This window comes from Paenibacillus diazotrophicus (assembly GCF_042610465.1).
In genome coordinates, this window is the sequence record NZ_JBGJZN010000001.1 from 1,838,033 (window position 1) to 1,863,810 (window position 25,778).

Here is a 25,778-nt window from a genome sequence, read left to right on the forward strand (position 1 = left end):
ACCTTAGATAAGCCTTCAATTAGCTATGAGGAGAATCCGTTGTCGACGGGAGAAGAGCCAGAACTAAGATAGATCAGACAATTAGCTTAAGAGGAAATACATCGCCATAGGGTGAGAGTGCCATGAGCGATGTATTTTCTATGCCGGAGTCAACAAGTGGGGTGGAAATCCTTTGGTACAGAAGAAGCATGCTGTACTGCGGGTAGCATTCAGGCATAATCTTTTACAAAAGGATATAGGAAGAGTAGCACAAAGAACCTGTGCTGAATGCAGGTTCTTTGTGCTGGAAATTAAGCGGCTGTTAAGCGTTGAGATTCTGGGTGAGCCGTGTATAGATACACAAAAGCCGCCAAAAGATGGCGGCAACAAACTTGTTCAAAAAATATGCTTTTAAAGCTACACCCCACGCAGATAAGGTGTATAACATTTATGGAATAAGAATTGTACAATTGGGAAATAGCTCAGTCGGATTCGGACACATCGGCATCGGTGGCATTGTTGGTATCGGATAGAACGTCGGTGTCGGCGTTAATGTCGGAATTGGTGGTAGTGTCGGCTCCGGCGTCGGAGTTGGCGTCGGCTCCGGTGTTGACGTTGGTGTCGGCTCCGGCGTTGGTGTTAGCTCCGGTGTTGGCGTTAGCTCCGGTGTCGGCTCCGGCGTCGGAGTTGGCGTCGGCTCCGGTGTTGACGTTGGTGTCGGCTCCGGCGTTGGCGTTAACTCCGGTGTTGGCGTCGGATCAAAGGTTTGTGCTGGCAACGGTGTTGATGTTACAGTTGGTGCTACAGTTGGTGTTGGTGTCGGTGTTGGTGTCGGTGTCGGTGTTGGTGTCGGTGTTACTTTTGTCAGCGGCACATACTGTTGCTTGGCTTCATACGCCCCAGTAAGGAGCAGATCGCGTGTTGCATTAGCTTGACCACCAAACTTTCCATCTGTACCTGCAGACAACAATTTCAATGATATTGCCTGAGCGACATAACCTTGCGCCCAATCGGATACCGTTGTATCGGTTCCAGTTTTGGCTTTAGCTTCTTTGTCTTTACCCAAGATTCTAACCAGAAACGTTGCTAATTGTTCTTTGGTAACCTTGCCGGCCGGATCGTATACCCCTGCACCGTATCCATCTGTAATTCCGGCAGTTTTAATTGCTTCTATGTAAGGTAGTGCATAGCCATTAGCGGCGTCATCAGCTTTGACGTCCTTAAAACTGGATGTCTTCAGTGAAGTCTCGACGTTAAGACCCGTGATCAACGCGGCAACCTTGGCGAACTGGGCACGGTTCATTTCATCTTTTAACCCGAATGTCTTATCTGATATACCGTCGAAAATGCCAGCTGAAATCAATGCATCGAACTTAGCTTTCGTCGCAGCATCCAGATCCTTTAAATCGGTAAAATCGGCAGAGGTTTTTATCTCGGCCTGGGCAAGGCTAATCGAACCGTTTAAGCACAGGAATACAGCAATCGCAGTGCTCACAATTTTCCTTTTCATTTTTCCCACTACTCCTTCTTATGATTTAATAGACTCTTAGTTCATAGTTGCATAATATACCAGTAAAATATAAAAATAAAGAATTTTAATTTTTAACGATTTAGAAAAGTCAATACTTTTACATATAAAAGATAGATTGGTAAATAATTAATCTTAAAACTAACAGAAAGTGATGTCTCTTCCTCTTATTGGTTGCAATGAAATATCTGATGCATCAATTCGGCGAGGGATCATTTTTAAGTGATGGGTACCCGAGTGAATGACCGCTATCACAGCCAGACTTAGATACTCGGCAAAAAGGCCGGGGAGAAGAATGCTGAGAAAGCAGTTTTAAGGCATCCAAAACAGCCACATTCGCGGCAGCTAACACGTACTGGAGTTAAATGCTCTGTTGGTTCACAATTTACAATGACGCAGGGGATCAGTTTTGTTTACTGGATTTATCTGAAATGTGTGTATGACTCTACTATAAGGCCAATTAGCACTGTCATAAGTTTCACGAAGAAGTATCAGGATTGGGCACTTGATTCTGATTTGGAGAGTTGGTAGTGAGTTGATGAGGTCATGGAAAAGTCGATACTTCAACCCAAATCACTTACAGAAATAATTGATGGGTGGATTATTCTCGATTCTTCACAAATTAATAGTAAATGGACTGGATCAATCGTGGTTCAAATATAACCCGTCATGAAAGGTTCATAGATTTTTTCAATAAACTCGCGAAAAATATTTGATTGGTAAATTGATGTTAGGTTATATAAACTTATTAAAAATTCTAATAAGGCCGGTGTTACCCAATCCACGATCAGACAGGGAGTGTTTGTTAAAGTGTCCACCCTTCTTTCAGTTACTTCAGAAACTTTTAACCAGGCTGTAAAGTATGTACAGCAAATTTACGCCGATGTCCAACTCCGCGACCCGCATGAACTTGAGTTCCATCAAGCCGTCAAGGAATTTCTGGATTGTCTTGTACCCGTTCTAGCCCATCATCCCCAATATATGAATCATGGTATTCTGGAGCGGCTCGTTGAACCTGAACGCAGTATCTCCTTCCGTGTGCCATGGGTGGACGATTCCGGCAAAACCCAGGTCAACCGCGGCTTCCGCGTTCAGTTCAATAGCGCAATCGGCCCCTACAAAGGCGGACTCCGCTTCCATCCCTCAGTATACCTTGGTATTATCAAATTTTTGGGCTTCGAGCAAATTTTCAAAAATGCTTTGACCGGTCTGCCCATGGGCGGCGGCAAAGGAGGCAGCGATTTCGATCCCAAGGATAAGTCGGATCAAGAAATTATGCGGTTCACTCAAAGCTTCATGACTGAGTTATACCGCCACATTGGTCAAGATACGGATATTCCTGCCGGTGATATTGGTGTTGGCGCCCGCGAAATTGGTTATATGTTCGGGCAATATAAGCGGATTCACGGCGGGCATGCAGCCGGAATACTTACAGGAAAGGGAATTTCGTACGGCGGCAGCCTGGCTCGTAAGGAAGCTACTGGATACGGCTGTGTATACTTTGTACAGGAAATGCTATCAGCGCGGGGAACCAGTTTACGTAATAGCCGGGTTGTTGTATCTGGTTCAGGCAACGTCTCCATATATGCTATCGAGAAGGCTCAGCAGCTTGGAGCGTTGGTTATAGCTTGCAGTGACTCGGATGGTTACATCCATGATCCTCAGGGAATTAATTTGGCGACTGTTAAAAGACTAAAGGAAACCGAACGTCTGCGCATCAGCGAATACGTGAAAGAACATCCTCATGCCGAATACCAGGAAGGCTGTATCGGAATTTGGAACCTTCCCTGCGATATCGCTTTGCCATGTGCTACCCAAAACGAGCTCGACAAGGCATCTGCCCAAACGTTAATTCGTAACGGGGTCCAGGCGATCGGCGAAGGGGCGAATATGCCCACCACGATTGAAGCGGTTGAACTCTTCCTTGAGAATAATGTGCTGTTTGCTCCAGGCAAAGCGGCGAATGCGGGCGGGGTAGCAGTCTCCGGTCTGGAAATGAGCCAGAACAGCATGAGACTGGCTTGGAGCTTTGAAGAAGTAGATGAGAAGCTGCAGCAGATTATGAAAAATATTTACTGTAGTTCCATGCAGGCGGCAGAAGAATATGGCGTTGCTGGTAATCTGGTAGCCGGTTCCAATATTGCCGGTTTCCTGAAAGTTGCTGATTGTATGATTGCTCAGGGTATTGTATAAATTTTCGCATGCATAAGATTGATTCTGACAAAAAGACCCACAAGAATGAAGCCAGTTCATCGGCTTAGCCCCTTGTGGGTCTTTCATTTATATTGATAGTCCAATCAAATCTTTACAGAAGCTCCCGACGCAGTGTATCTGCCGATTTTCTGGAGAGGTAGCCCAGAGGAATATCGAATACCGTCTTTGCTCCCTTGCTTCCTTCACGGTTCATCCTATGGGCTGCCCGGGCGTAGGCCACCAGCACACTGGCCGTAAATTCGGGATTACTGCCAAGCTTCAACCCGAATTCCGCAATCTGTTTGCTTCCGCCGCCTGTTGACCCGCTGCGAATAACGAAACCGCCGTGCGGCATGCCTGAATGCCCGGATGCAAGTTCTTCTTCCGTAATAAAGGTGACGGATGTATCATAATCGGCAAAATAATTCGGCATTTCAACAATGAGCCGGGTAATTTCATCGCGGTCCGCTCCTTCTTCCGCCACGACAAAACATTCCCGGCAGTGTTTCTCGCGGGTGGACAACTGTGGTGTTTCTCCGGCCCGGATGCTGTCAATTACTTCTTGGACAGGTACGGTATATTGTACGCCTGCCTTCACTCCCGGAACACGGCGGATGGCATCCGAATGCCCTTGGCTGACCCCGGTGCCCCAGAATGTATACTCCTCACCTTCCGGAAGAACTGCCTGCATCAACAGACGGTTCATGGAGAAGAGCCCCGGGTCCCATCCCGTTGATATCACACTTACCTTCCCTCCTTCCAGCGAAGACTTATTAACCTCGTTGAAGAAATCGGGAATTTTGGCATGGGTATCAAAACTATCCACCGTATTAAACAATCCAGCAAGCTGCGGTGTCTGCTCCGGCAAATCCGTAGCCGATCCGCCGCATAGAATCATAACGTCGACTTTGCCTATATATTGATCGGCTGCGGAAATATGCTCTGTGAGCACACCCGTGATCTCAGCTAGTTGCTGTGGATCTCTGCGCGTGAATATGGCTGCAAGCTCCATATCCGGATTTTGTGCAATGGCCTGCTGAACCCCTCTACCCAAATTTCCATACCCGACAATCCCAACTTTGATTGTTGAATTCAATATAATCCTCCCTTTCCACTTGTTCCGGAAATATATTCTTCATAAATTATAAGTATATATACATTACACGAAATGTAAACATTATACCACAGACCTTCACTTCCTGATTGTTGAAGCCAAAGTTGTGATAAGCCAGCAAAATGACGTATAGAAGATTCTGCGGCTCTGAGATTGGTTCGTTTACTATTGTCTCTGGAAAAGGTAGGTTACTAGAATGTGAAGTTACATGCGGGGAGTTAGAGGACTGAACCAGCAGATTCATGATTCTCCTGTTACAGTCCTCTCATAACATTAATTAGCTTTCTCTGGTTTCTCTACTTCTACTCCATTGAGGATTAGATGCGGGTGAATCTCTGCTTTGAGTGAATCAGAGACGGCACAGTATTTCTCCTCAGCCATCAGGATGGCTTTCCAGAGACGGTAATCGGGGACGTTCCCATCGATATGAAAATACAGGTCAATCGCTGTAAATCCAGAAGGATTCGCTTCCTTGCGTGTTCCGTCTGCTTCAATTTCGAGGCGTGTGATTTCAGGCAGGAATCGATCCAGTATCATTGTGATATCGATACCCATACAGCCTCCCAAACCTGCCAGCAGCAATTCCATCGGAGTCATCCCTTCGCCGTTTCCGCCGTATTTGGGAGTTGCATCCATTCCTACGGAATAACCTGAAGGCCCTGTGGAATTAAACATCCGTTTACCCTTCCAAATGGTCGATACTTTCATAATATATACCTTCTTCCTTAAATTTCGCTGATCTGACGTAAGAATCTCCGCGTACGCTCCTCTTGGGGATCTTCAAAAAACCGCTGCGGAGCGGCTTCTTCGACAATTTTTCCATCTGCCATCAAAATGACTTTGGAGGCCACCTCACGGGCAAACTTCATCTCATGTGTTACGACCAGCATCGTCATGCCCTCCTGGGCAAGCTCGCGCATTACGCTCAACACCTCACCTACAAGCTCGGGATCAAGCGCAGAAGTAGGCTCATCGAATAACATCACCGCAGGTTCCATGGCCAGAGAACGAGCAATTGCCACTCTTTGCTGCTGCCCGCCGGAAAGTCGGGAAGGATAATATTCTTCACGATCCGCAAGTCCAACACGGTCCAGAAGCTTTCGGCCTATAGCTACCGCTTGATCCTTCGGCAGCTTCTTCACGGTAAGTAGACCTTCGATTACATTGCCGAGCGCTGTTTTATGCGGATATAGATTGAATTGCTGGAATACCATCCCGCTCTGCTTACGGATATTCCGGGTGGCCAGCTGGCGCGTACGTCTGGAGGCTGCGGCATCCACCACAATCCCGTTCACTTCAAAGCTCCCGCCCGAGATGTCCTCCAGACCATTTAAGCAGCGAAGCAATGTACTTTTCCCTGAACCGCTAGGTCCCAGGACGACGACAATATCTTGTGCGGCCACCTGTATATTGATGCTCTTCAGCACTTCATGATCCTGAAAATGCTTAGATAAGCCTATAGTCGTTATCATATTAATGTCATCTCCATGTTCAGTAAGCTCTGGCTAATCTCCGTTCAACCCTCTCCAGGATGAAGGCCAACCCTGTACTCATAATCCAATACATGATTCCGATTCCCAGATAAAAAGGCATATATTGATAATACTGCGCAATGAGCAGCTGTGCTTGACGCAGCAGTTCGCTGACTGTGATCACCGATACGAGTGAGGTCTCCTTCAGCATACCAATAAACGTATTGCCCATAGGAGGGATCGCAATACGCATGGCCTGAGGCAGCACAATTCTGCGCATAGCCTGCCATGGCGTCATTCCGGTTGAATACGCAGCCTCCAGTTGTCCCTGCGGAACAGATAGAATGGCCCCGCGAAACGTCTCGGACAAGTAAGCCCCGGCATTCACACTAAGCGCAATATAGGCTGCTGTCAGGGAACCCAGCGTAATTCCATAATCCACAAGCCCATAATAAATGATTACTATCTGTACCAGGAGCGGTGTACCGCGGATAATAGATACATAGAAACGGGCAATCCACCGAATCGGCGGATTCCCTTTGAGCCGTGCAATCGCCACCACTAGCCCGATGATCAAACCAAAGAACATGGAGACGATCGTCAAAATCAAGGTATATCCGGCGCCCTTCAGCAAGAAGGGCAGGTTGTCGAATACGAGTTGCATAGATACTACCCCCTTCCCGCCATAGGGCGCACGCTCCAACATTTATTTTGCAGGTGTCTCATTGAACCATTTCTGAAAAAGAGTATCGTAGGTGCCGTCTGCCTTCATATCTGCCAATGCTTTATTCATAGCATCCCGGAGTTCTGTGTTATCCTTACGGAGAGCTACACCCGCCATATCGGATTTGATAGCTTCGCCAACGGCTTTAATCTGAAAGCCATTCTCATCCACTACCGGCTTCAAGGCATACAGATTATTAATGGTAGCATCAATCCGGCCGGCATCCAGATCTTTCAATGAAGTAATGACATCATCATAGGTCTTGATCTCAAAATCCCCAACCTTTGGCAGCACTTCGGTACGCAGGTAGGTTTCATCGTTTGTTCCCAGTCCAACACCAATCTTCTTGCCTTTGAAGTCTTCCAGCTTCGTGATATCTGTATTCTTGGTATTGACGATGATCTTGACATTGTTCGTGATATAAGAATCCGTGAAATCAATTTGTGCCTTACGTTCATCTGTGATCGTAACCTGGCTAATGACGATGTCGAATTTCTTCGCTTGCAGACTTGGGATCAGCCCGGAGAAATCTTGAGTTGTGAATTCTGCTGTTACTCCAAGACGTTTGGCAATTTCCTTGGCGATATCAGGGTCAAAACCGTCTACTTCTTTCTTATCATTCAAAAAGGTATACGGCGGATAGGTTCCCATTGTACCAACCTTAATCACACCTGCTTTTTTAATTTGTTCCAGTTCATTTGCAGCCGTATTCCCCGAGTCGGATTTACCACCGCAAGCACTTAAAGCCAGACCAAACACCGCTAGAGCGGTTATTGTAACCACAGCAAATTTACGTTTTATCATTATTGTTTCTCTCCCTTTATCTATAGTTTTCCCAACAATCCGTAAAATTCAAAATTGGCCAATTCACTCGCTAATTGCTGTGCCGAGGCTTCTGCAACCTTAGAATGAATGTCTTCGGAGCCAAATAACCAGCGTGAGAGCAAACCGTCACACATACTCATCAACAGTGCAGCGCGAAGCTCAACGTCTATTCCCTCAGGCAGCATTTGCAGCTCAATTGCTCTTTCGATATTCCGGCGAAAAGCTTGCTCCATCGCATTTCGGGTAGCCGAAATACGTGTCCTTATGGTATGGTCGGCTCCATTTCCCATCAGGAGAATCTCCATCAGATGGCGGTTCTCTGCGGCGAAATTGAACAACCTGTGGAACAGTGCTTCTGAAGCTTTTACCATATCCGCTACATTTCCCGGATCTTGACGATAACCTTGGGATATCACTTGCAGCAGCTGCTCCTTGCCCGTGTCGATAATCTCTAGTGCAATAGCTTCCTTACTCTTGAAATGCCAGTAAAAGGTGCCTTGCGCTACACCAGCTTCTTGAACGATGTCAGATATTTTCGTCTGATGATATCCAAGTCTGGCAAACTTCTGCAGAGCTATCTGCATAAGTTGATTTCTACGATCTATGTTTCCATTGTTGTCATCTATAGGCAATCCCTGTCCCTCCTCCTGATTGATTCGTCAGTCAGTTGTCTTTTTTCAAATCCTATAGGATAACTGTGTTATTGTCAATAGATTCTTGATATTTCTTCCTATTGTCAGCTACACGACATTTTTTACGCATATATTGTGTTAATATACATATATCACATATGATTACTGTGAATTATTGTTCTATAGACTCTTCCGATAAGAGGTGACCTATTTATGGATTCCATTGAACCCTTGGATTTATTAGAGAAGCAGCAGATCAAGGAGGTCCTTCTTCGTGTCTTTCAAGAATACGGAACCCCAAAATCCTATAAGAAAAACGAATTCATTTTTTTGGAGAATGATCCCGCCAATGCAGTCTTTTATGTAGACACAGGCTTAGTGAAAATTTCACAGTCCTCTCAGGAAGGTCAAGGCATTACCCTCTTTCTACGTTATGCCGGTGAGATCTTCGGGAATGCGGAGCTGCTGGCGAACCTTCAACGCAAACGATATGCCAAGTGCCTGGTAGACTGTCAGATGATCACGTTAGACGGGCAGATATTTCTGGATTTAGCCAAGACCAACGCTGAGTTTGCGTACTCTTTAGCGGTTATCGGCGCCCATCGGCTATTGCAGACCCAAAACATGGTTGAGACGCTAATCAGTCGGCCTGTGGCATGGAGATTAGCCTGGTTAATATTCCAGATGGGCACTCGGAAAGATGAGCAGATCCATCTGCAACTGCAGCTCAGTCATGAAGAGATTTCTTATGTAATTGGCTGCAGCAGACAGACGGTCACCGAAACCTTGAATAAATGGCGTGAGAAAGCACTTATTGACTACAGCCATAAGAAAATTATCATAAATCATCCAAACCGCTTTTTCACAGATATTTAATGAGGCGCTTGGGTCAGGAAGGTGATCACATGATCGAAATCAACAATGTCAGCAAAGTATTCAAGCAGCGGAAAGGAGAACCTTACACGGTACTGGATCAGGTCTCCTTCCAAGTAGAACGCGGGCAATTTGTGTCCTTGGTAGGTCCTTCCGGCTGTGGGAAATCTACTTTATTAAACCTGATCGCCGGGTTTGAGACTTCCTATGAGGGTTCGATTACCTCCAACGGGCAGCGCATTACGTCACCGGGCTCGGACCGTGTTGTCGTCTTTCAAGAGCACGGGCTCTTTCCTTGGTTAACCGTACTCGACAATGTTGCCTTTGGATTAAAGCAGCGGGGCTTATCCAAAAAAGACCGTTATGAGCTGGCCTATGAGCAGATTAAAGCCGTGCATTTAAGTAAGTTCGTGGAACGTTATCCGCATGAGCTCTCCGGCGGGATGAAGCAACGGGTTGCGATTGCCAGAGCGCTGGTCATGGACCCGGAGATTTTATTAATGGATGAGCCCTTTGCCGCCTTAGATGAGCAGACCCGCTATATTCTGCAAAAGGATCTGGAGGAGATCTGGCAGAAAACGCAGAAAACCATTTTGTTTATCACTCACAATATTCGCGAAGCTATTCTTCTGTCTGAACGTGTGTTAGTCATGTCCACACAGCCCGGACGGATTAAACAGGAGTTCGCCGTCCGGGCCTCCCGCCCTCATGCGCTGGATGATCCTTTGATCCATTCTCTCGAAACAAAAATTCTGGCAGTTCTGACAGATGAACTGGATAAGGTTGTTCAAGGGGAGATAGATCATGAATACAGCATTTAGAAGGATTATTTTTCTGATTATTCTTGTTATTGCTTGGGAGCTAAGTTACCGGATTTTCGAATGGGGCTGGAAGTTCCCCTCTCCATTGCAGACCTATCAAGCCTTTTATGATGGATTTACGAAGGGGAATTTGCTGGAGGCTACCTTTTCTAGTCTGCGCCGCTTATTGATTTCGTTTGTTCTTGCCATTGGAATCGGTACGCTGCTGGGATTCTTATTCGCCCGTTTTCGTTATTTTGATGAAACCTTTGGGTTCCTGGTCGTTGCACTGCAGACAGTTCCCAGTATTGCCTGGCTGCCTTTCGCCATCATCTGGTTCGGACTTAACGATACCTCCGTTATTTTCATCACCACCATCGGCGCAACCTGGACCATGTCTATGGCCAGCCGAACCGGCATTCTGAATATCTCCACCATCCATTTAAGAGCGGCGCGGATGATGGGTACGGGCAGCGGGTTTAAGATGTTTTTTCAAGTGATGCTTCCCGCGGCTTTCCCTCATCTCATCACCGGAGTCCGCGTGGCTTGGGCATTTGCCTGGCGCGCACTTACTGCTGGTGAGCTTATTGCCAGAGGGCTGGGACTGGGCCAGACACTGCAGGACAGCCGCAGCATTGGCGATACCGCAACGATCCTGTGTGTTGTCATTATCATCGCCGTGATCGGCACCCTGTCGGATCATTTGTGCTTCAAAAGGCTGGAGGATCGTATTATGCTCCGCTACTGCTTAGATTCAGCCAAAGGATAAGTTGAAATCATCCACTCCAAGGTAAAGGGGCACAATCATGAGAAAATTATCGGTCGTCTTGTTACTAGTATTCACTCTGGTCGTATCAGCTTGCGGAAATAATGGCGGGAACGCTTCAACAACAGGTAATCTGACAGTTCATATTGGGCTTTTGAAAAATGTAACCCATGCTCCAGCCTTCATTGCCCTGAAGAACGGCTATTTCCATGATGCCTTCGGGGCCAATGTTAAGATTGAAGTCACGGCCTTTGACAACGGCTCTGACTTCTCTACCGCCATCGCAACCCACCAGATTGATCTGGGCTTTGTGGGTCCTGGGCCTGCCATCAACCAGTTTCTGAAGAGTGAGAACTTTCGGATCATTTCCGGTTCGAATAATGGAGGTGCGGTCTTCATTGCCCGCAAAGATGCCGGCATCCATTCCGTGAAGGACCTAGTGGGCAAAACCGTAGCTGTTCCCACCAAAGGCAGCACCAATGAAATCTCTTTGCGTTTACTTTTAGAACAGGAAGGTCTGAAGGTGTCGACGGATACATCCGGCGTACAGATTATCACCCGTGCTCCAGCAGACACGTTGGTCGCCATGCGTCAGAAAGAAGTCGATGCTACCTTAATTCCGGAGCCTTGGGGAATGCAGATGGTAGAGGAAGGCACTGGCGAGGTCTTGGTCGATTGGGACAAAATCCCGCCAAATGATGGCAACTACCCTTTAACCCTGTTAGTAGCCAGCGACAAATTTCTGCAATCGCATCGTGATCTAGCCAAACGAGCGATCCAGGCCAATTTGGACGGAATTGACTTTATTCAATCGCATCCTGCAGAAGCCTATGAAGCAATTAGCGCAGAGCTTAAAGAATTAAGTGGAAAAGGCATGGACGTCAAATTAATCAAAGGCGCCATAGAACATTTGAACCTAACCGATGAGGTTGATCCGGAGGTTATCGAGACCATGGCTAAGGTGTCTTTTGACGCAGGATACATCAAGGATATTACTGAGGATAAGCTCGACCTAAGCAAGTTTATCGATTTATCGTTATTAAATGAAGTGAAAAAGGACAGATAAGGAGATACAACTATATGCAAATACAAGATCAGAACAAACAAGAACCGAGCTTTCATGAGAACTTAAAGGTGATTATATTGGGCACAGGCACACCACGGGCATTCCAAGGTCGGGCCAAAGCAGGTGTGGTCGTTCTAGCCGGAGAGAATACCTTCTTGGTAGATTGCGGTGGTGCTACTGTAGATCAGCTCCTTAAAGCGGGTGTCATGCCGCAGCGGATTTCAGATATTCTCTTCACTCATCATCACAGCGATCATAACTCGGGATTCTTCGATGTATTCATCTCCAGCTGGCGCACCCATGTCAATGCCAATCAGGTATTTCAGGGCCGCTCAACGCCAATGAATGTTTATGGACCTACCAACACTAAGGAGATTATCGGCAAGATGCGCTTGGCCTTCGATTTCGATGTCAATCTGCGAATTAACTATAACCTCTCGGCTGACGAAGGGGCCAATATCAACTATTTTGAATGCAATGAAGGCATAATTTATGAGCAAAAGGGCATCAAGATTACAGCTTTTGAAGTCGATCATAAACCCGTCTATCCTGCGATTGCCTATAAGTTTGAGTATAATGGGAAGTCTGTGGTCATTTCAGGTGACACCATTCCCGTTGACAACATGGTTAAATACAGCCGGGGAGTTGATCTTCTAGTTCATGAATCCTATAACAAGAGATGGTTAGATGCCCTGATTGAGAAATTCCCGGATCAAGCAGCCTCCCTATCCAATCCCGCCAAATACCATTCCACTACACACGAAGTAGCTGAAATGGCCCAGCAGGCTGAGGTAAAGCATCTGGTGCTCACCCATCACATCCCCGCACCAGCAGAAACGGTAGAAGCAGAAGCAGAGTATAGTACAGGCATGCAGGAGATTTATAAAGGTCCCATCACCATGGGCCGTGATTTAATGGAGTTTGAATTGTGAGTATACTTGAACCAGTATATTCAAGATTCTATAGTTAATTTAAGGTCTGCTGTAAGGAGAGGTTCAATATCCTTATTGACAAAGTTGACTAATACATAAAGAAGAGCCCGCGCAGAATGCGGGCTCTTCTTTATGCTTTGAGTATAACAACCAACGGAAACAAGTTAACTCATTCTGATACATAATTATTTTGCCGATTTGGCCAAAAACTCATCGATCTGACGTTGTACTTCTGCAATAATCTTGTCTATTCCGGCAGCTTTTACCTGCTTTTGCAAGGTTGCCAAACCTTTGTCTACATCTTTCACTGTTCCATACTCCAGCGGAATGCCATATTGGAGCATTACATTGCCTACGTTAGCGACTTCCGTTTTGACCTTACTATTATCGAACGCAAAGGTTTCCAGAGGATAGTGGTACACCTCTCCTTCCCATTTGTTTGTCAGCGCGTTCGCTTCTTCCGGGAAGGAAGCATTGTCCCGGTTCAGCGGCGAGTTAAAGCCCCAATTGGAAAAACCAGTGAAGTTGGCGTTCTTTTCTGCATTCGTGTATTTGTCTTCTCCAACCGGATTGTAATGTACAGCAGGAATTCCGTTCATGATCAGATCATGCAGTTCCTTATCGTTCTGCAGCAGATCAACCATCATCAGCGCCCGTTCCGGGTTCTTCGAGGTCGAATGAATAGCGATCCCGTTCTGAGTAGAGACAGCCACAGATTTCTTCTTATCCGGTGTAATGTCTGCCAGTGCTAATTCATAAGGTGTTTTCTTCTCCCGCATATCAGTCATCAGAGCGCCAAGGGTGCCCAGATTGTGTGTAATAGAAGCCGTCTTCCCGGCCTTGAACTCCTGCTGGTGATCCAGCTTACTGTTCAATGCACTTTTTGACCAGGCATTGTTATCGGCCAGATCCTTATAATAGTAGATCAGGTCCTTGAATTCCGGCGTTTCGTATACATTGAATACTTTACCGGCAGGGTCGGTCAACTTGAAGCCAATTGGCAGATCAAAGTCGAGCATGTTCCATTCGTTCTGCTGCTTCAGCAGCACCCGGTCCAGATTATGCAGCTTCCAGTCCCCCGTCTCCGGCACGAATGGAGTAACGCCTTTCTCCTTCTCGGCGATCGTCTTGAGATAAGTTGCATACGCTTCCGGGCTGTTGATCTCCGGCAGGTTGTATTTCTTACGGAGGTCCTCCCGGTACAGAATCAGCTTCTCAACAGTTTCCCCGCGGTTCTGAGGCACCATATAGAGCTTGCCATTCACCTTTGCCTGACCCCAGCTCACCTCTGGCATTGCCTTCCAGGTTAACGGAGTGTACTTCTGCAGCATATCATCGGTCAGTTCCAGGAATCCGCCTTTGAGAGCCTGATCGTTATACCCTGCCCAGTTCGCCGCATAAATGAGGTCGAAATTCTCGTTGGCCGCAAGTTTGAGCGGATATTTCTGCGCCCAGTCCGACCAGTCCAGGAACTCGCCTTCTACCGTGGCATTGATCTTCTCCTTCAACTTCTTATTGATCTCCGCAAATACCGTATCATAATCGACTGGTTTCGGTCCCACGAAGATCATCTTCAGTGTGACTGGCTTGGATGTATCCACTGTGCCCGCATCCCCGGCAGGCTGAGTATTATCTCCCGCAGCCTGTGTTGCTGCAGCAGAAGCGGTAGGATCCGCCGCATTCCCTCCAGTGTTACCATTATTATTGCCTCCACACGCACTTAGAAGCGACAGAGTTAGAATACCTGACAGCAGTGTCAACCCTCTTAGTTTCTTCAAAAGATTAAGCCCCCTATCGATATATGTAATCGTTTACATTCATAGTATAAAGAAAAGTTACTCCTCATTGAATGCAGGCCGTCAACGATTATACATACTTTTGCAACGACTTCATCAATGCAGTATGTATATAACAGAACTACAGTGCCTGAAATAGGGGTTTTGAACAGAATGTGAATTCATTGTCTTAAATAGTCAAGATGCCCAAAGCTCTTCACTTCTCCCGTTTCCATGTCGATAAATTTAGAATACACTACTTGGAAAAGGTTGGAGGAGCATATGATTAGTAACCGCAGAACCGAGCCCTTTCGGTACACCCTTTTAGAACCTGTTGAATTCGATCTTCATATTCTTACCATCAATGGAACTCCGGTTCCTCCTAAGCCTGTAAATGCCGTACTGTATGACATCAGCCGTTCGGGATGCCGCCTGTCGATTCCTTTGAACGTCAATCCGGATGTTAATCAGGTACGTGTTGGTATGGAGATGAATCTTTCCTTAGAAACTATCTATATAGAAGGAACGTTGAAATGGAACAGGGAGCAGGAGGGCACCTTTCATTACGGTATTCAATTGGATATTCCCGAAGCTGATCGTGACCGTCTTCCAAGAATACTACGCACACTGGCCGGCGAAGGTAAAATATTGGTTCGTTAATAGGAACAAAAAAGGAGCATTCCTTCTGAGGGAATGCTCCTTTTTCCGGTTCCTATTTAAACGATACAGATTCCAATATCTTATCTGTTTCAGCCTTTGTCTTCTCATCTACGTACGTAAGAATGAGGTTAAATGCATACCCGTCAATAATGGTGCTGTAATATTCTTGTGTAACCAATGCCGCCCCAGTATTAATGGAAGCCTTCATCATATCCATATCTTTACCACCGACTTTGACTGTCTTGATCGCTTCGAATTCATACGGAAGTTTGCTGTCTTCCATCAATTTTTTTGAAGATTCAAGATAGTCCTTACCATCCTTAATGCCTTGGAGCATGCTGACCTTCTCGGCAACCGAGATAGCAGAAGCTCCGGTTTTACCGGAATCCAAAGGGAATTCAGAAGCCATCAGCAGGTTCAGCGTTTTGGTCTTCGCCAGATCAAGCATTTTACTCTTGGCTTTGTCCCCTCCGGCAACCACTTCCTGGCCTGCATCCATAAGCTTCATCATCTGGTCTGCGTCCTGATAAACCCATTCTTTAGGAAAGTTAAGGGATAACCCGAAAAAGTCATTAGTGTAAGTACCGCTTTCAGTCACACCCAAGCTAACCTCTTTGTTGTCTTTCCCGCCGCATGCTGTAATCATCATCAGCATTAACACCATAACCATAGATAATAAACCAACTTTTTTCTTCATAATACCCTCCTGATGTTTTCTCTCTTTGTGTACACCAGAAAAGTTTAACATGTAATGTCATCCTTTCCACCTATATAAAACTATAGGGAACACTAAAACAATAACATCCGTGTGGCTACGGAAACAGCTTCGGAGCTGGATTGGACCCCCAACTTATCAAAAATAATTTTTTTATGATGATTAACCGTACATTCTTTTATCTTTAATTTGTAGGCAATCGCTTTACCCGTCAGTCCTTGAGAGATCAGCTTGAGTACTTTCAGCTGACGTTCACTTAGTTGCGGAGGAAGATGGCCTGCGGTCTTGCTTGCAAGCTGGACCTGGTAACTGATGAGCATATCTGCCGGAATCAGCTTGGCAATCGCGATCAGTTCGCTTTTCATAGCTGCATTGATTGTTGATACATCGAGATAGCCAATAATTTCATTACTGACCATTAACGGAACCGAAAAACAGTGCCAATTCTTAAAAAAAGGACTTTCATGGTCTTCAGGCGGCAAATACACGGAACAGCCCTGTGCTATGGCCTCGGATATCGCATTAACACCACAACATTCTTCTGTAAAAAACATCCCCAGGTGAATAGGAGAACTGCTTACAACACTTTCCAGATTACGACTGTAATCCATCGCAAGGAGAACCCCCTCCTCATCCGTAAGCAGAAATAAATATGTACCGCTAAGATGATCTTTAATATTGAATATACAGTGCTGAAAAACATCAATTAAAAGTTGATTAGGAGCGTTAATACAGTTAAATTGCTGCGTGTTCGATGACAAACAGACCTCTTTTTCAAGCCGGCCAGGTGTATCGATGGTTGTGATCATTCCTACATTTCTCCTTCCACTTAAGATCACCCAGAAACTGGAGAATCCAATATACTTATCGGAATAAATGCAGGGGAAAATGAATTTTCGGCAAACCACGCTATATATTTCTGAATCTTTGAATATACGACTTTTGGCATGTTGTACTTAAAAAATACAATCATATCATCATCATTAAACGTTAATCTGCTAAAAAACAGGACTTTAAGTGCATATAGTAAGCTCATGTTATTACTGATCATCAGATAAACGTTACTATTATACTATTTTTTCATTTACTCTGTTCATGGACTGATTTATACAGATTGTTAAGCTTCAGAGCAGTACTACTGAATTCACTGCTCCTCTGGCGCAATGCACCAGGATTTCATACAACCGGGCTGATAGTTCACTATACTCCTGCTCCCGGTCATGCTGATAGGCAGAATATGGAGGACCGTCATTCCAGGAACCCATGCCCCCGAATACCCAAGCTTTGTAGACAGCATTCAGCAGAGTACGAGCCTGGTCGTTATAAATATCCGGTAAGGTAAAAGACAACTGCACAGCTGGACCGGTTCCGTTCAGTACTTGTCCTGCTGGCTCAAAGAAATGTTCCGTCCAGAAACTCTCACCGATCTCGCTAGCGAGGTCTCCAATCTGTCTTAGTACTGCTTCCAGCTTCCCTGATAAATCGGATAAAGGAAGGAATTCGCGATTGCCCTTCTGCCCATCGAGAAGTTTCTGCTCGGTATAGATAACTTTCCACTTGGTCTGCGAGCCATACTTATCCATCCGCCAATCAGCTTTCCATAACGATTCCCCTGATGTTCCAAGTGAGGTCACTCCGGTGGGTACCCCAGCGGCACTATAAGTACTACTGCTCCCAGAAACTTCTGAAGACATACCATTTAACATGAGCCGCCGGCATCCATTATTTCTCAGCTCAGCAAGCCACTCCGGCCAGGTTCTGCCCTTCCCGCCCGATTCTGCTATGAATTGTACTTCTATAGACTCCATATGCTCCATTTCTGCATTGGAAGCATCGGCCCCGCTAATCAAATATCCATTGCCCAGCGCTGTGATTAATAATAGCTGATGCAACTCCCCGTTCATATGTAATTCCCCCTTTTCTTGGCATAACCTGTGGTTGCAGTATCCAAATCTCCTATCTATATCCTCTCACTTCCTTGTTCCATTCATCAACCTAAGAATTCTTTTTTGCTGCAAAAACCTCTTTAGAATAAATAGAATTTAGCATTTAACGAAAACAGCGCGTACCCGTCTTATCCGGGTACGCGCTGTAATTTGACTGTTTTTACGTAAGCACACTCTCTAAATGACTGGGTTAGGCCTGTGAAGCTGCCCTGTCCGACATTCTCCATCGAAGTTTGTACACTTCAGGAAGCACAACTCCCAGAAGTACCAGGACAACCCCGGTCCACTGCAATCCGCTTACCTGCTCATGCAGTACGAATGAGGACAGCAATACGGCAACCGGCAGCTCGGCTGCACCAAGAATGCCAGCCATGCCGCCCCCGATATGAGGAACACCAATCGCAAATAATACCGGCGGAATAAACGCCCCGAACAAACCAAGTAAAAATCCAAACAGCAGCAGTTGTCCCCACAAAAGCCCGTTAAACAGAAAGTATGGCGGGAATATAATGAAGAGAAGAAGCAATCCGCCGGTAACCATCCATGCACTCCGGTATGCCGGATGTGCAGAGGGAACCGCTTTGCCGCTGAAAATAATGAACATGGAATAGCTCACAGCTGACAGCAGGCCAAGTGTAAGCCCCAGAGTGTTGAAATGTGCTGCACCCTGATCCATGATTCCTGCTGCAAGCAGTGTTCCGCCAAAGAGAAGCAGCAGCGTCAGCAGCGTCACCTTGTCAGGCCGCTGCCGCTTACTGACAGCCTGAATCAACACACTGATCCAAGTGAACTGGAATAGTAAAATAATGGCCAGCGAAGCCGGAATATAGCGCAATGACTGGTAATAGACTAAGCCCGTAACCACGGTTGGCGCACCCGCCATCATGAGCAGCAATCGCTGCTTCCAAGTAAGAGCTGGCGATTCCTGACGTGCGGCAGCAGGTGTGATACCTTGTCTACGTTGTTTGCGAGTCTGTCTAACCTTTGTATATAAAGCCAGCAGCCAGGCAAGGATGCAGCCGGTCAACAGCTGCGTTCCAACCACTTCACCAAGCTGGTACCCCTCTCCGTACGCCAATACGACGATCGTGGATAAAATGCCGTAGCTCATGGCACCCAATAATACCGATAACAAATATTTCAAATCCTTCATTCATTTATGCCTCCTGAATCTATTGAATCGGCCGCAATACGCAAATAAACCTAACTCCGGGGACGAGGACCGTGGAACACGATCCTTGCCATCGTAGTTAGGAAGAGTAGGCTTCCTGTAGAAACCCTCGCCCTGTTGATGCCCGTTAGGCTGCGAGGTTATACGAGAACAGTATGTAATTATACGTATGACGACTGTTCATATGTTACATGGCAAGTAAACTGCTGTCAACCTTTATTTCTTAAAATTTTAGGGTTCAACAATTCCTGACAAGAATCCTACCCTACCCTGCAGAGGAGGTGTGCATTCTGAATCGTTCTCGACCCGTCAAGCTGTTAGGACTCATCACCGGAATTACGCTCTCCAATATAGCTGTACTTTCCCCAGGACTGCTCGGTCTTCAAATTGTCGGCGGAAGTACGCTTGAGACTGCTTCAGGCGTTACCATGTTATTTATTAGTTTGCTTGTCGTGTTATATGGGAGTTATACCCTCCTCTTCAACACTCCGGCCGCTCCCTCTCTGCGTGCTTTAGTAACCCGGGAAGACTACCTCGCAGAGCTGAACCGCTACAAGAATGTGCAGGTGCTCAAAAAGGATGTCCTGCTTGCCCTGGAACAATTGGATAGAATCGACAAGAAGAAATCCACTTTGATGAATATACTGGGCGAGCGGTTTGAGCCTACGGAGTTAAGCTTCCGGAAGTTCCAATCCGTCATTATGGAGGTTGAAAAGCTCTTTTTCCTGAATCTGCGGGGAATTCTGAACAAACTCAGTGTATTCGATGCCTCTGATTTCACCTTGTTCACCAGAAGGCAAAAGCCGAAGGCCTTCACCGATACCCTGGTACAGAGAAAAACCGAGCTGTATAACGAATATTTTGCCCATATGACTGGCTATCTCGGGGCAAACGAGGAGATTCTGCTTAAGCTGGATCAACTGCTGCTGGAAATTTCTCTGCTGGATAGTACGGACTACAGCATAGTTGATGAAATACCTTGCATGAAAGAGCTTAACGCCTTGATCGGGCAAACCAAGCTCTATCAGAATTAGAAAGGAAGATGCACATGTCCGGAAAAGGCAAAAAAGGAATCATACTTGCAGGGATTGCAGCATGCGTATTTGCACTTGTCTATTTTGGAATCACGTTGACCGCTAATTTGGGTAAATCCGATAAGGAGATTTCGGCAGAAGACGCCGGTAAAAAGCTGAACAGACTATACAGCAATATTAATGTAACGATCGCAGATACAGTAAAAGGGCAAATCGATCTGGACCCTGCAGATATCGGTGAATCCTTGCCCGACATCTCCAAATTCCCGATTTCCGTTGAGAATACTACGGACAATTTCGTTGAAATATTCGCTTCCCCTGAGAAATCCGGGACGGGAAATAACGGCTGGCTGAATGAAGTAGCCACCGCCTTTAATGACGCAAAGATCATGATCGGCGGCAAACAGGCTTCTGTGAAGATCCGTAATATCGCCTCCGGTACCGCCGCAGACTTCATACGGTCCGGCAAGTATATTCCGGATGCTTTTACCCCATCCAATGAACTGTGGGGAGAAATGGTCAAAGCGAACGGTACACCTGCCGAGCTTATATCCAAGCGCATGGCCGGTAATGTCGCCGGTATCGTAACCAATAAGAAGAAATATGATGAACTGGTCGGCAAATACGGCTCTTTGAATGTCAAAACCATCACGGATGCTATCGCTGCGAATGAACTGTCGATGGGCTATACCGATCCGTTTGCCAGCTCCACCGGACTGAATTTCCTGGTGACCGCTCTCGGTACTTTTGACAGTTCAAATCTCCTTAGCGATCAAGCCGTGCAGGGCTTTGAACGGTTCCAGGCCAATGTACCTTTCATCGCTTCAACCACGCTGCAAATGCGGGATGCGGCCTCTACAGGGGTACTGGACGCTTTCGTTCTGGAATATCAAACCTATGTCAATGCGCCTGATCTGAAGAGCGGCTATGTCTTCACCCCGTTTGGAGTGCGTCATGACAGTCCACTCTACGCACTTGGGAATTTACCTGATGAGAAGCTGGACATCATTAAGAAATTTGCTGAATTCACAGAACAAGACAAATTTCAAAAGCTGGCTTCGGATAAAGGCTTCAATGGATTGAATGAATACGTCTCCGAACTCTCCCCTCCCCAGGGCAGCCTCCTCTCATCTGCGCAGAAGCTCTGGAAGGAGAAAAAGGATGGCAGTAAACCGGTTGCAGCTGTATTTGTGGCTGATGTGTCGGGAAGCATGGCTGGAGAACCGCTTAATCATCTGAAGGAGTCGCTCCTCAAAGGACAGAAATTTCTTGGTAAAGACAACAGTATCGGTCTTGTATCTTACTCCAGTGAAGTGACTATTAATCTGCCCATCGGCAAATATGACACCAATCAGCAGTCCATGTTCGTAGGTGCAATTAACAACCTGCAGGCTACCGGAGGCACTGCTACTTTTGACGGAATCATTGTGGCGATGAAAATGCTTCATGACCAAATTGCAGTGAATCCGGATATGAAGCCGCTGATCTTCGTACTAAGTGACGGTGAAACGAATGAAGGCCATTCACTGGATGAGATTAGAGGCTTAATTGAGACCTACAAGATTCCGGTCTATACCATTGGCTACAATGCGAACATCAAGGCATTAGAGAGCATCTCCAGCATAAATGAGGCAGCTAATATCAATGCGGATACAGACGATGTCGTATACAAAATAGGTAATCTGCTCAACGTGCAAATGTAGCTAAGGCTACCACCGTGCATGTTATCGGGGAAGCGAAGCTTCATAAAACTTGGCGTATGCTTTCGTAGCGAGTTTTATTGCGGTGATTAATCGGGGAAGCGAAGCTTCATAAAACTTTTAGGAGGTATGTTATGTCATTTACCATGGAAATTCCTAATACAGAAACGCTAAAAGCTGTTATTGAGGAACAGGTTAAGCCGGAGCCTGCTGAGATTACGCAGCTGAAGGAGCTGGCCGCAAGCAATGTGGCAAGTATTCTGGAGCTGGATATGGACTCTCTGGAAAAACGCAGATCCGTTCTCCAATCGATCGATACTTTCGGCATGAATACGATGCGCTCCTCTTCAGAGAAAAACTCTCTGCTTCAGGTGTCCGTTGGCAATCTATCCAAGACAGGTGATGAAGGCGGGCAAGTCGCCAAAGGATTAACGGAGCTTCATTTGCAGTTAAAGGATCTGGATCCCGGCGCTGTCGATTTTGCCAAAAACGGGATACTCGGCAAGTTCTTTAATCCGCTGCGTACGTATTTTGCCAAATACCAAAAAGCCGATGCTGTCATTTCTGATATTATTGTCTCCCTGGATAAAGGCAAATCCATTCTGAAGAATGACAACACAACCCTTGAGATCGAACAGCAGACCCTGCGGGAGCTCACCAAAAGGCTGCAGAAGGAAATCCAGCTTGGCATGCTGATGGACCAGGAAATCGAGCAGCAGATTGAAGCCGCCACGGTGCGAAGTGAGTCCGAAGACAAGATCCGCTTCATTACCGAAGAAGTCCTCTTTCCGCTCCGTCAGCGGGTCATGGATCTGCAGCAGATGCTGGTGGTGAATCAGCAAGGCATCATGGCCATCGAGGTTGTGATCAGAAATAACAAAGAACTGATCCGGGGCGTCGACAGGGCCAGAAATGTTACCGTATCTGCTCTCAAAATTTCAGTCACCGTAGCAAGCGCACTATATAATCAAAAAATTGTACTTAAAAAAATCGAACTGCTGAATCAAACGACAGACAATCTGATCAGCGGCACCTCAAAAATGCTAAAAGAGCAAGGTGCCGCCATCCAAAAACAATCGATGGAAACCGCGGTCTCCCCGGATACACTGAAACAGGCATTTACCGATGTCTTGTCCGCCCTGGACTCAATCAGCACCTACAAGCAGGAGGCACTGCCGAGGATGCGCGAGACCATCCATCAGTTCCGGGAGCTGGCCGACAATGGCGAGCAACAGATCCGGCGTCTAGAACGGGGCAATTCGCTAGGGTTATAGGTCACGATTCTATGTGAGAGTATGAAGGATATTTCTGATTTGCACATTTATGCAGGTCTTTTACCATGAAATATATGAATTGACTGATAAATAATGGTTCTTTCGCTTCATATATTTTCCTATAGCAATTCCGATATGTTATTAAGGTAATGTTATTATTCATACTATTTCACCTAAAGAGGAGTCGACAAATGAAAAAGTTCCAGAAGTTAACAAAAAGAATAGGGTCCATCCTGCTTGCAGGTGTACTGATCAGCACAGCCTTAGGGGTAGGAAAGCTGAATTCACAAGCATCGGCAGCAGCTGCTGAGAACGGGTATGTGTACTATAGTACGGAAGATGGAGCATTGTACCGTGTCCCTACTGCCGGGGGTAGTGCTCAAATGATCTCTGATTATTTCGAAGGATCCTATCTGGATGCAACCAGCCAGTATTTGTATTTTTATGATAATGAGGAAACAAGCAAGCTGCAGCGCTTGTCTCTGACCGAACCGGACGCACTGATCAGCAACTTTGCCGGCGGAAAGGATGTTATATTTTACCAGATCGAGGGTGATTACCTTTATTTCATGGATGATCATGGCGTGATCTACCGCTCGCTTGCTAATGCACCTGATGACACCCAGATCAAGCAAATTGCTAATAACGCAGACACAGAATTCCCTGGATTCTATGTTGAGGGTGGCCGCATTTACTACAATGTTCTGAAAAACGGAACCAACACCTGGGCTGCTTCAAAGTCCCGCGATGGTAGCGGAAATGTACAATATATAGGTCAAGGCGCCATTCCATCTTATTCCTTTATCCATTCGACTCCTACTACAGTATCTGTAATGGTAGATACCAAACCGGCAGAAAACTACTATTCACTTAACTCCATGGTTCTGTACACTCTTCCGATTACTGGAGGAAATCCCAAAGCAGCCAATGCCAAAAGCCCTCTGGATGTTAATGCAACCTTATCCGGCTTCTGGTCCAAAGATTATTATGTCTATAACAAAGGTGTTACCGTAGATGAAAATGATGATTATGTGTATTCCAAGGCCAAAAGCTTTGCTATAGATCATAACGGAAAATCGTTTCAGCTCAGTCAAAGCGCAGTTGTCAGCCTGGCCGATATGGGCGGAAATAAGCTGGCTTACGTAGGCAGCAACGGTAAAGGATACGTCAGTACGATCGCCAACGGTAAAGTAATCAGCACCAAAACGCTTGGGCTAAGTCAAGTGACAAATGTCTATAATGTGAAGAATGGTACAGCTGCCGGACAAACTGTATTTTTCACCAACAATGCGGCTTATGCTGTAAATGCGGATTTATCTTTATCCAAATTGAACGGCGTGACCTGGGATAACAGTTCAATCTATGACGATGTAACCGGTATTTTCTATTATAACGCTGATGATAATGATAGCCTCTATAAAATGAGTACCGACGGTAAAACAAAGCTGAAGCTCACTGATGGAGCTGTGAGTGAAATCTATACAATTACCACTAACTAAAAAAGCATGCTGGTACCTAACATCTGTCAGCCGGAGCTTCCTTTGAAGCTTCGGCTTTTTTTTCGCAGCAAGGACCCCCTTGTGGACGGGCCAAAAGGACAGATTACGGTCATTACATTCGTTACCTTGTCCTCTTGTCCAGATCCACACCGCAAGTAATTACGTTATACCAGGGTGCTCAAGCTTCTTCACAGCTAGCTTAACCTTCTTTCTCCGTGCAATCCATTTGTCCAGGTAATATGTAGCTCCGGCAAACACAGCCATAATCCCCGTGTAGGTAAAGAGCACTTTATACCAGCTGGTGCTTCCGATATTCCTTCCTTTTGACTTCCCTTTAACCGGGAAAGACGGCTTGTTCTCGCTTCCTCTTTGAGGTTTCACGAACTCCGATCTATTCCTATCCCCATGTTCATAGATTCCCTCTCCAGAAGCTGAGGAGACCGAGAACACTCCCTGCAGCATCTGCAGTCTGGAGAAGTAATTAGTCGTGTATACCTGATAGACCCCAAATGCAAGCACCATAATTGCCACGCCTGTCATTAGAACGCGGGATAATGAACGTGGCAGCTTGAGATTTAAAGGTTTCTGCAGCACTTTAATCACCCAATGCCAATGAAGTCCAATATGTACACCGATTAACCCAAGGCCCAGATACGCTACAGACATATGTGCTATTTTGAACCAGTTCTCATTTCCTAGCTGGAAGGTTGGAAGTACGACCCGAGAGATGACTAGACCGCTAACTAGAATGAGTGTCATCGATAACAACAGCGAAACGTTCAGTAAATAACTGAACCGTGTACGTACCGGAAGGGACCGGTCAAACAGCCTTAGGGTCACCTTCTGGACAAATCTCCAATTCAGTATAATGTGGGCCACGAACGCAAACCCGATCGCTATTCCAGCGATTTCATGAAAAGCAAGCCCGCCTAACACTCTTGTGTTATAGAGCAGTGCAAAGGTAATCCCCATTAATAGATCGAGAGTAAGTTTTACATATGATTTTTTATTCTTCATGATCTTCGTCTCCTTATCCTAATCTCTGAGCTTATGATAAGTGTGCTTGGTGAAAATTTGGTGAATATCGAAATATAGGCGGA

24 protein-coding genes are annotated in these 25,778 nt (G+C 46.1%); 11 read left to right on the top strand and 13 right to left on the bottom strand.

Annotated features, from left to right (window positions below; all coding sequences use genetic code 11):
- Positions 1-427: 427 nt before the first annotated feature.
- Positions 428-1,489, bottom strand: a complete 1,062-nt coding sequence (locus tag ACAN54_RS08365; RefSeq protein ID WP_379152926.1) for an S-layer homology domain-containing protein — start codon at positions 1,487-1,489, stop codon at positions 428-430.
- An 828-nt stretch (positions 1,490-2,317) separates the two neighbouring features.
- Here ACAN54_RS08365 and gdhA point away from each other — a divergent pair.
- Positions 2,318-3,700: an NADP-specific glutamate dehydrogenase gene (gdhA, locus tag ACAN54_RS08370; RefSeq protein WP_379152928.1), complete on the top strand. Its 1,383-nt coding sequence runs from the start codon at positions 2,318-2,320 to the stop codon at positions 3,698-3,700.
- Between the two features lie 112 nt (positions 3,701-3,812).
- Here gdhA and ACAN54_RS08375 read toward each other — a convergent pair whose 3' ends face one another.
- The 6 genes from ACAN54_RS08375 to ACAN54_RS08400 form a co-directional block, all read right to left on the bottom strand.
- Complete coding sequence (locus tag ACAN54_RS08375; RefSeq protein ID WP_379152930.1) at positions 3,813-4,796, bottom strand: diaminopimelate dehydrogenase; 984 nt, start codon at positions 4,794-4,796, stop codon at positions 3,813-3,815.
- Positions 4,797-5,087: 291 nt separating this feature from the next.
- Positions 5,088-5,522, bottom strand: coding sequence for an OsmC family protein (locus ACAN54_RS08380; protein ID WP_379152932.1), 435 nt, complete (start codon positions 5,520-5,522; stop codon positions 5,088-5,090).
- 17 nt (positions 5,523-5,539) lie between these two features.
- On the bottom strand, positions 5,540-6,286 hold the full coding sequence (locus ACAN54_RS08385; protein WP_379152934.1) for an amino acid ABC transporter ATP-binding protein: 747 nt from the start codon (positions 6,284-6,286) through the stop codon (positions 5,540-5,542).
- Between the two features lie 19 nt (positions 6,287-6,305).
- A complete protein-coding gene (locus ACAN54_RS08390; RefSeq protein WP_379152937.1) occupies positions 6,306-6,950 on the bottom strand; it encodes an amino acid ABC transporter permease in 645 nt (214 codons plus the stop codon).
- A gap of 42 nt (positions 6,951-6,992) precedes the next feature.
- Entirely contained in the window at positions 6,993-7,814 is an 822-nt protein-coding gene (locus tag ACAN54_RS08395) for a substrate-binding periplasmic protein (RefSeq protein WP_379152939.1), read from the bottom strand.
- 20 nt (positions 7,815-7,834) lie between these two features.
- Positions 7,835-8,419: a TetR/AcrR family transcriptional regulator gene (locus ACAN54_RS08400; RefSeq protein ID WP_379154167.1), complete on the bottom strand. Its 585-nt coding sequence runs from the start codon at positions 8,417-8,419 to the stop codon at positions 7,835-7,837.
- 261 nt (positions 8,420-8,680) lie between these two features.
- Between ACAN54_RS08400 and ACAN54_RS08405 the strand changes: the two genes are divergently transcribed.
- From ACAN54_RS08405 to ACAN54_RS08425, 5 genes are read left to right on the top strand one after another with little or no spacing between them, the layout of a single operon-like run.
- Positions 8,681-9,343 carry a Crp/Fnr family transcriptional regulator gene (locus ACAN54_RS08405; RefSeq protein WP_379152941.1) on the top strand — a complete coding sequence of 221 codons (663 nt, stop codon included), beginning with the start codon at positions 8,681-8,683 and terminating at the stop codon, positions 9,341-9,343.
- Positions 9,344-9,372: 29 nt separating this feature from the next.
- Positions 9,373-10,161 (top strand): ABC transporter ATP-binding protein, encoded by a 789-nt coding sequence (locus ACAN54_RS08410; protein WP_379152943.1) that lies wholly within the window; start codon positions 9,373-9,375, stop codon positions 10,159-10,161.
- Positions 10,145-10,909, top strand: a complete 765-nt coding sequence (locus ACAN54_RS08415) for an ABC transporter permease (RefSeq protein WP_379152945.1) — start codon at positions 10,145-10,147, stop codon at positions 10,907-10,909. Before ACAN54_RS08410 ends, ACAN54_RS08415 begins: the two co-directional genes overlap by 17 nt.
- Before the next feature lie 37 nt (positions 10,910-10,946).
- Positions 10,947-11,972: an ABC transporter substrate-binding protein gene (locus ACAN54_RS08420; protein WP_379152947.1), complete on the top strand. Its 1,026-nt coding sequence runs from the start codon at positions 10,947-10,949 to the stop codon at positions 11,970-11,972.
- Positions 11,973-11,986: 14 nt separating this feature from the next.
- A complete protein-coding gene (locus ACAN54_RS08425) occupies positions 11,987-12,904 on the top strand; it encodes an MBL fold metallo-hydrolase (RefSeq protein WP_379152949.1) in 918 nt (305 codons plus the stop codon).
- 185 nt (positions 12,905-13,089) lie between these two features.
- Here ACAN54_RS08425 and ACAN54_RS08430 read toward each other — a convergent pair whose 3' ends face one another.
- Positions 13,090-14,682, bottom strand: a complete 1,593-nt coding sequence (locus ACAN54_RS08430; protein ID WP_379152951.1) for an ABC transporter substrate-binding protein — start codon at positions 14,680-14,682, stop codon at positions 13,090-13,092.
- Positions 14,683-14,961: 279 nt separating this feature from the next.
- Here ACAN54_RS08430 and ACAN54_RS08435 point away from each other — a divergent pair, with 279 nt between their 5' ends.
- Complete coding sequence (locus tag ACAN54_RS08435; RefSeq protein ID WP_379152953.1) at positions 14,962-15,339, top strand: PilZ domain-containing protein; 378 nt, start codon at positions 14,962-14,964, stop codon at positions 15,337-15,339.
- 52 nt (positions 15,340-15,391) lie between these two features.
- On the opposite strand, the gene ACAN54_RS08440 is transcribed toward ACAN54_RS08435, so the two are convergent.
- From ACAN54_RS08440 to ACAN54_RS08455, 4 genes are all read right to left on the bottom strand, one after another.
- Positions 15,392-16,036 carry a hypothetical protein gene (locus tag ACAN54_RS08440; protein ID WP_379152955.1) on the bottom strand — a complete coding sequence of 215 codons (645 nt, stop codon included), beginning with the start codon at positions 16,034-16,036 and terminating at the stop codon, positions 15,392-15,394.
- 92 nt (positions 16,037-16,128) lie between these two features.
- Positions 16,129-16,863, bottom strand: a complete 735-nt coding sequence (locus tag ACAN54_RS08445; RefSeq protein WP_379152957.1) for a helix-turn-helix domain-containing protein — start codon at positions 16,861-16,863, stop codon at positions 16,129-16,131.
- A 315-nt stretch (positions 16,864-17,178) separates the two neighbouring features.
- Positions 17,179-17,958 (bottom strand): hypothetical protein, encoded by a 780-nt coding sequence (locus ACAN54_RS08450; RefSeq protein WP_379152959.1) that lies wholly within the window; start codon positions 17,956-17,958, stop codon positions 17,179-17,181.
- Positions 17,959-18,190: 232 nt separating this feature from the next.
- Positions 18,191-19,153 (bottom strand): EamA family transporter, encoded by a 963-nt coding sequence (locus tag ACAN54_RS08455; protein ID WP_379152961.1) that lies wholly within the window; start codon positions 19,151-19,153, stop codon positions 18,191-18,193.
- A gap of 299 nt (positions 19,154-19,452) precedes the next feature.
- Here ACAN54_RS08455 and ACAN54_RS08460 point away from each other — a divergent pair, with 299 nt between their 5' ends.
- From ACAN54_RS08460 to ACAN54_RS08475, 4 genes are all read left to right on the top strand, one after another.
- Positions 19,453-20,205, top strand: coding sequence for a hypothetical protein (locus ACAN54_RS08460; RefSeq protein WP_379152963.1), 753 nt, complete (start codon positions 19,453-19,455; stop codon positions 20,203-20,205).
- Between the two features lie 14 nt (positions 20,206-20,219).
- On the top strand, positions 20,220-21,908 hold the full coding sequence (locus ACAN54_RS08465) for a vWA domain-containing protein (protein ID WP_379152965.1): 1,689 nt from the start codon (positions 20,220-20,222) through the stop codon (positions 21,906-21,908).
- Between the two features lie 131 nt (positions 21,909-22,039).
- On the top strand, positions 22,040-23,179 hold the full coding sequence (locus ACAN54_RS08470) for a toxic anion resistance protein (RefSeq protein ID WP_379152967.1): 1,140 nt from the start codon (positions 22,040-22,042) through the stop codon (positions 23,177-23,179).
- A 191-nt stretch (positions 23,180-23,370) separates the two neighbouring features.
- Positions 23,371-24,678, top strand: coding sequence for a DUF5050 domain-containing protein (locus tag ACAN54_RS08475; RefSeq protein ID WP_379152969.1), 1,308 nt, complete (start codon positions 23,371-23,373; stop codon positions 24,676-24,678).
- A gap of 159 nt (positions 24,679-24,837) precedes the next feature.
- On the opposite strand, the gene ACAN54_RS08480 is transcribed toward ACAN54_RS08475, so the two are convergent.
- Entirely contained in the window at positions 24,838-25,695 is an 858-nt protein-coding gene (locus tag ACAN54_RS08480) for a DUF4405 domain-containing protein (RefSeq protein ID WP_379152971.1), read from the bottom strand.
- Positions 25,696-25,778: the final 83 nt, after the last annotated feature.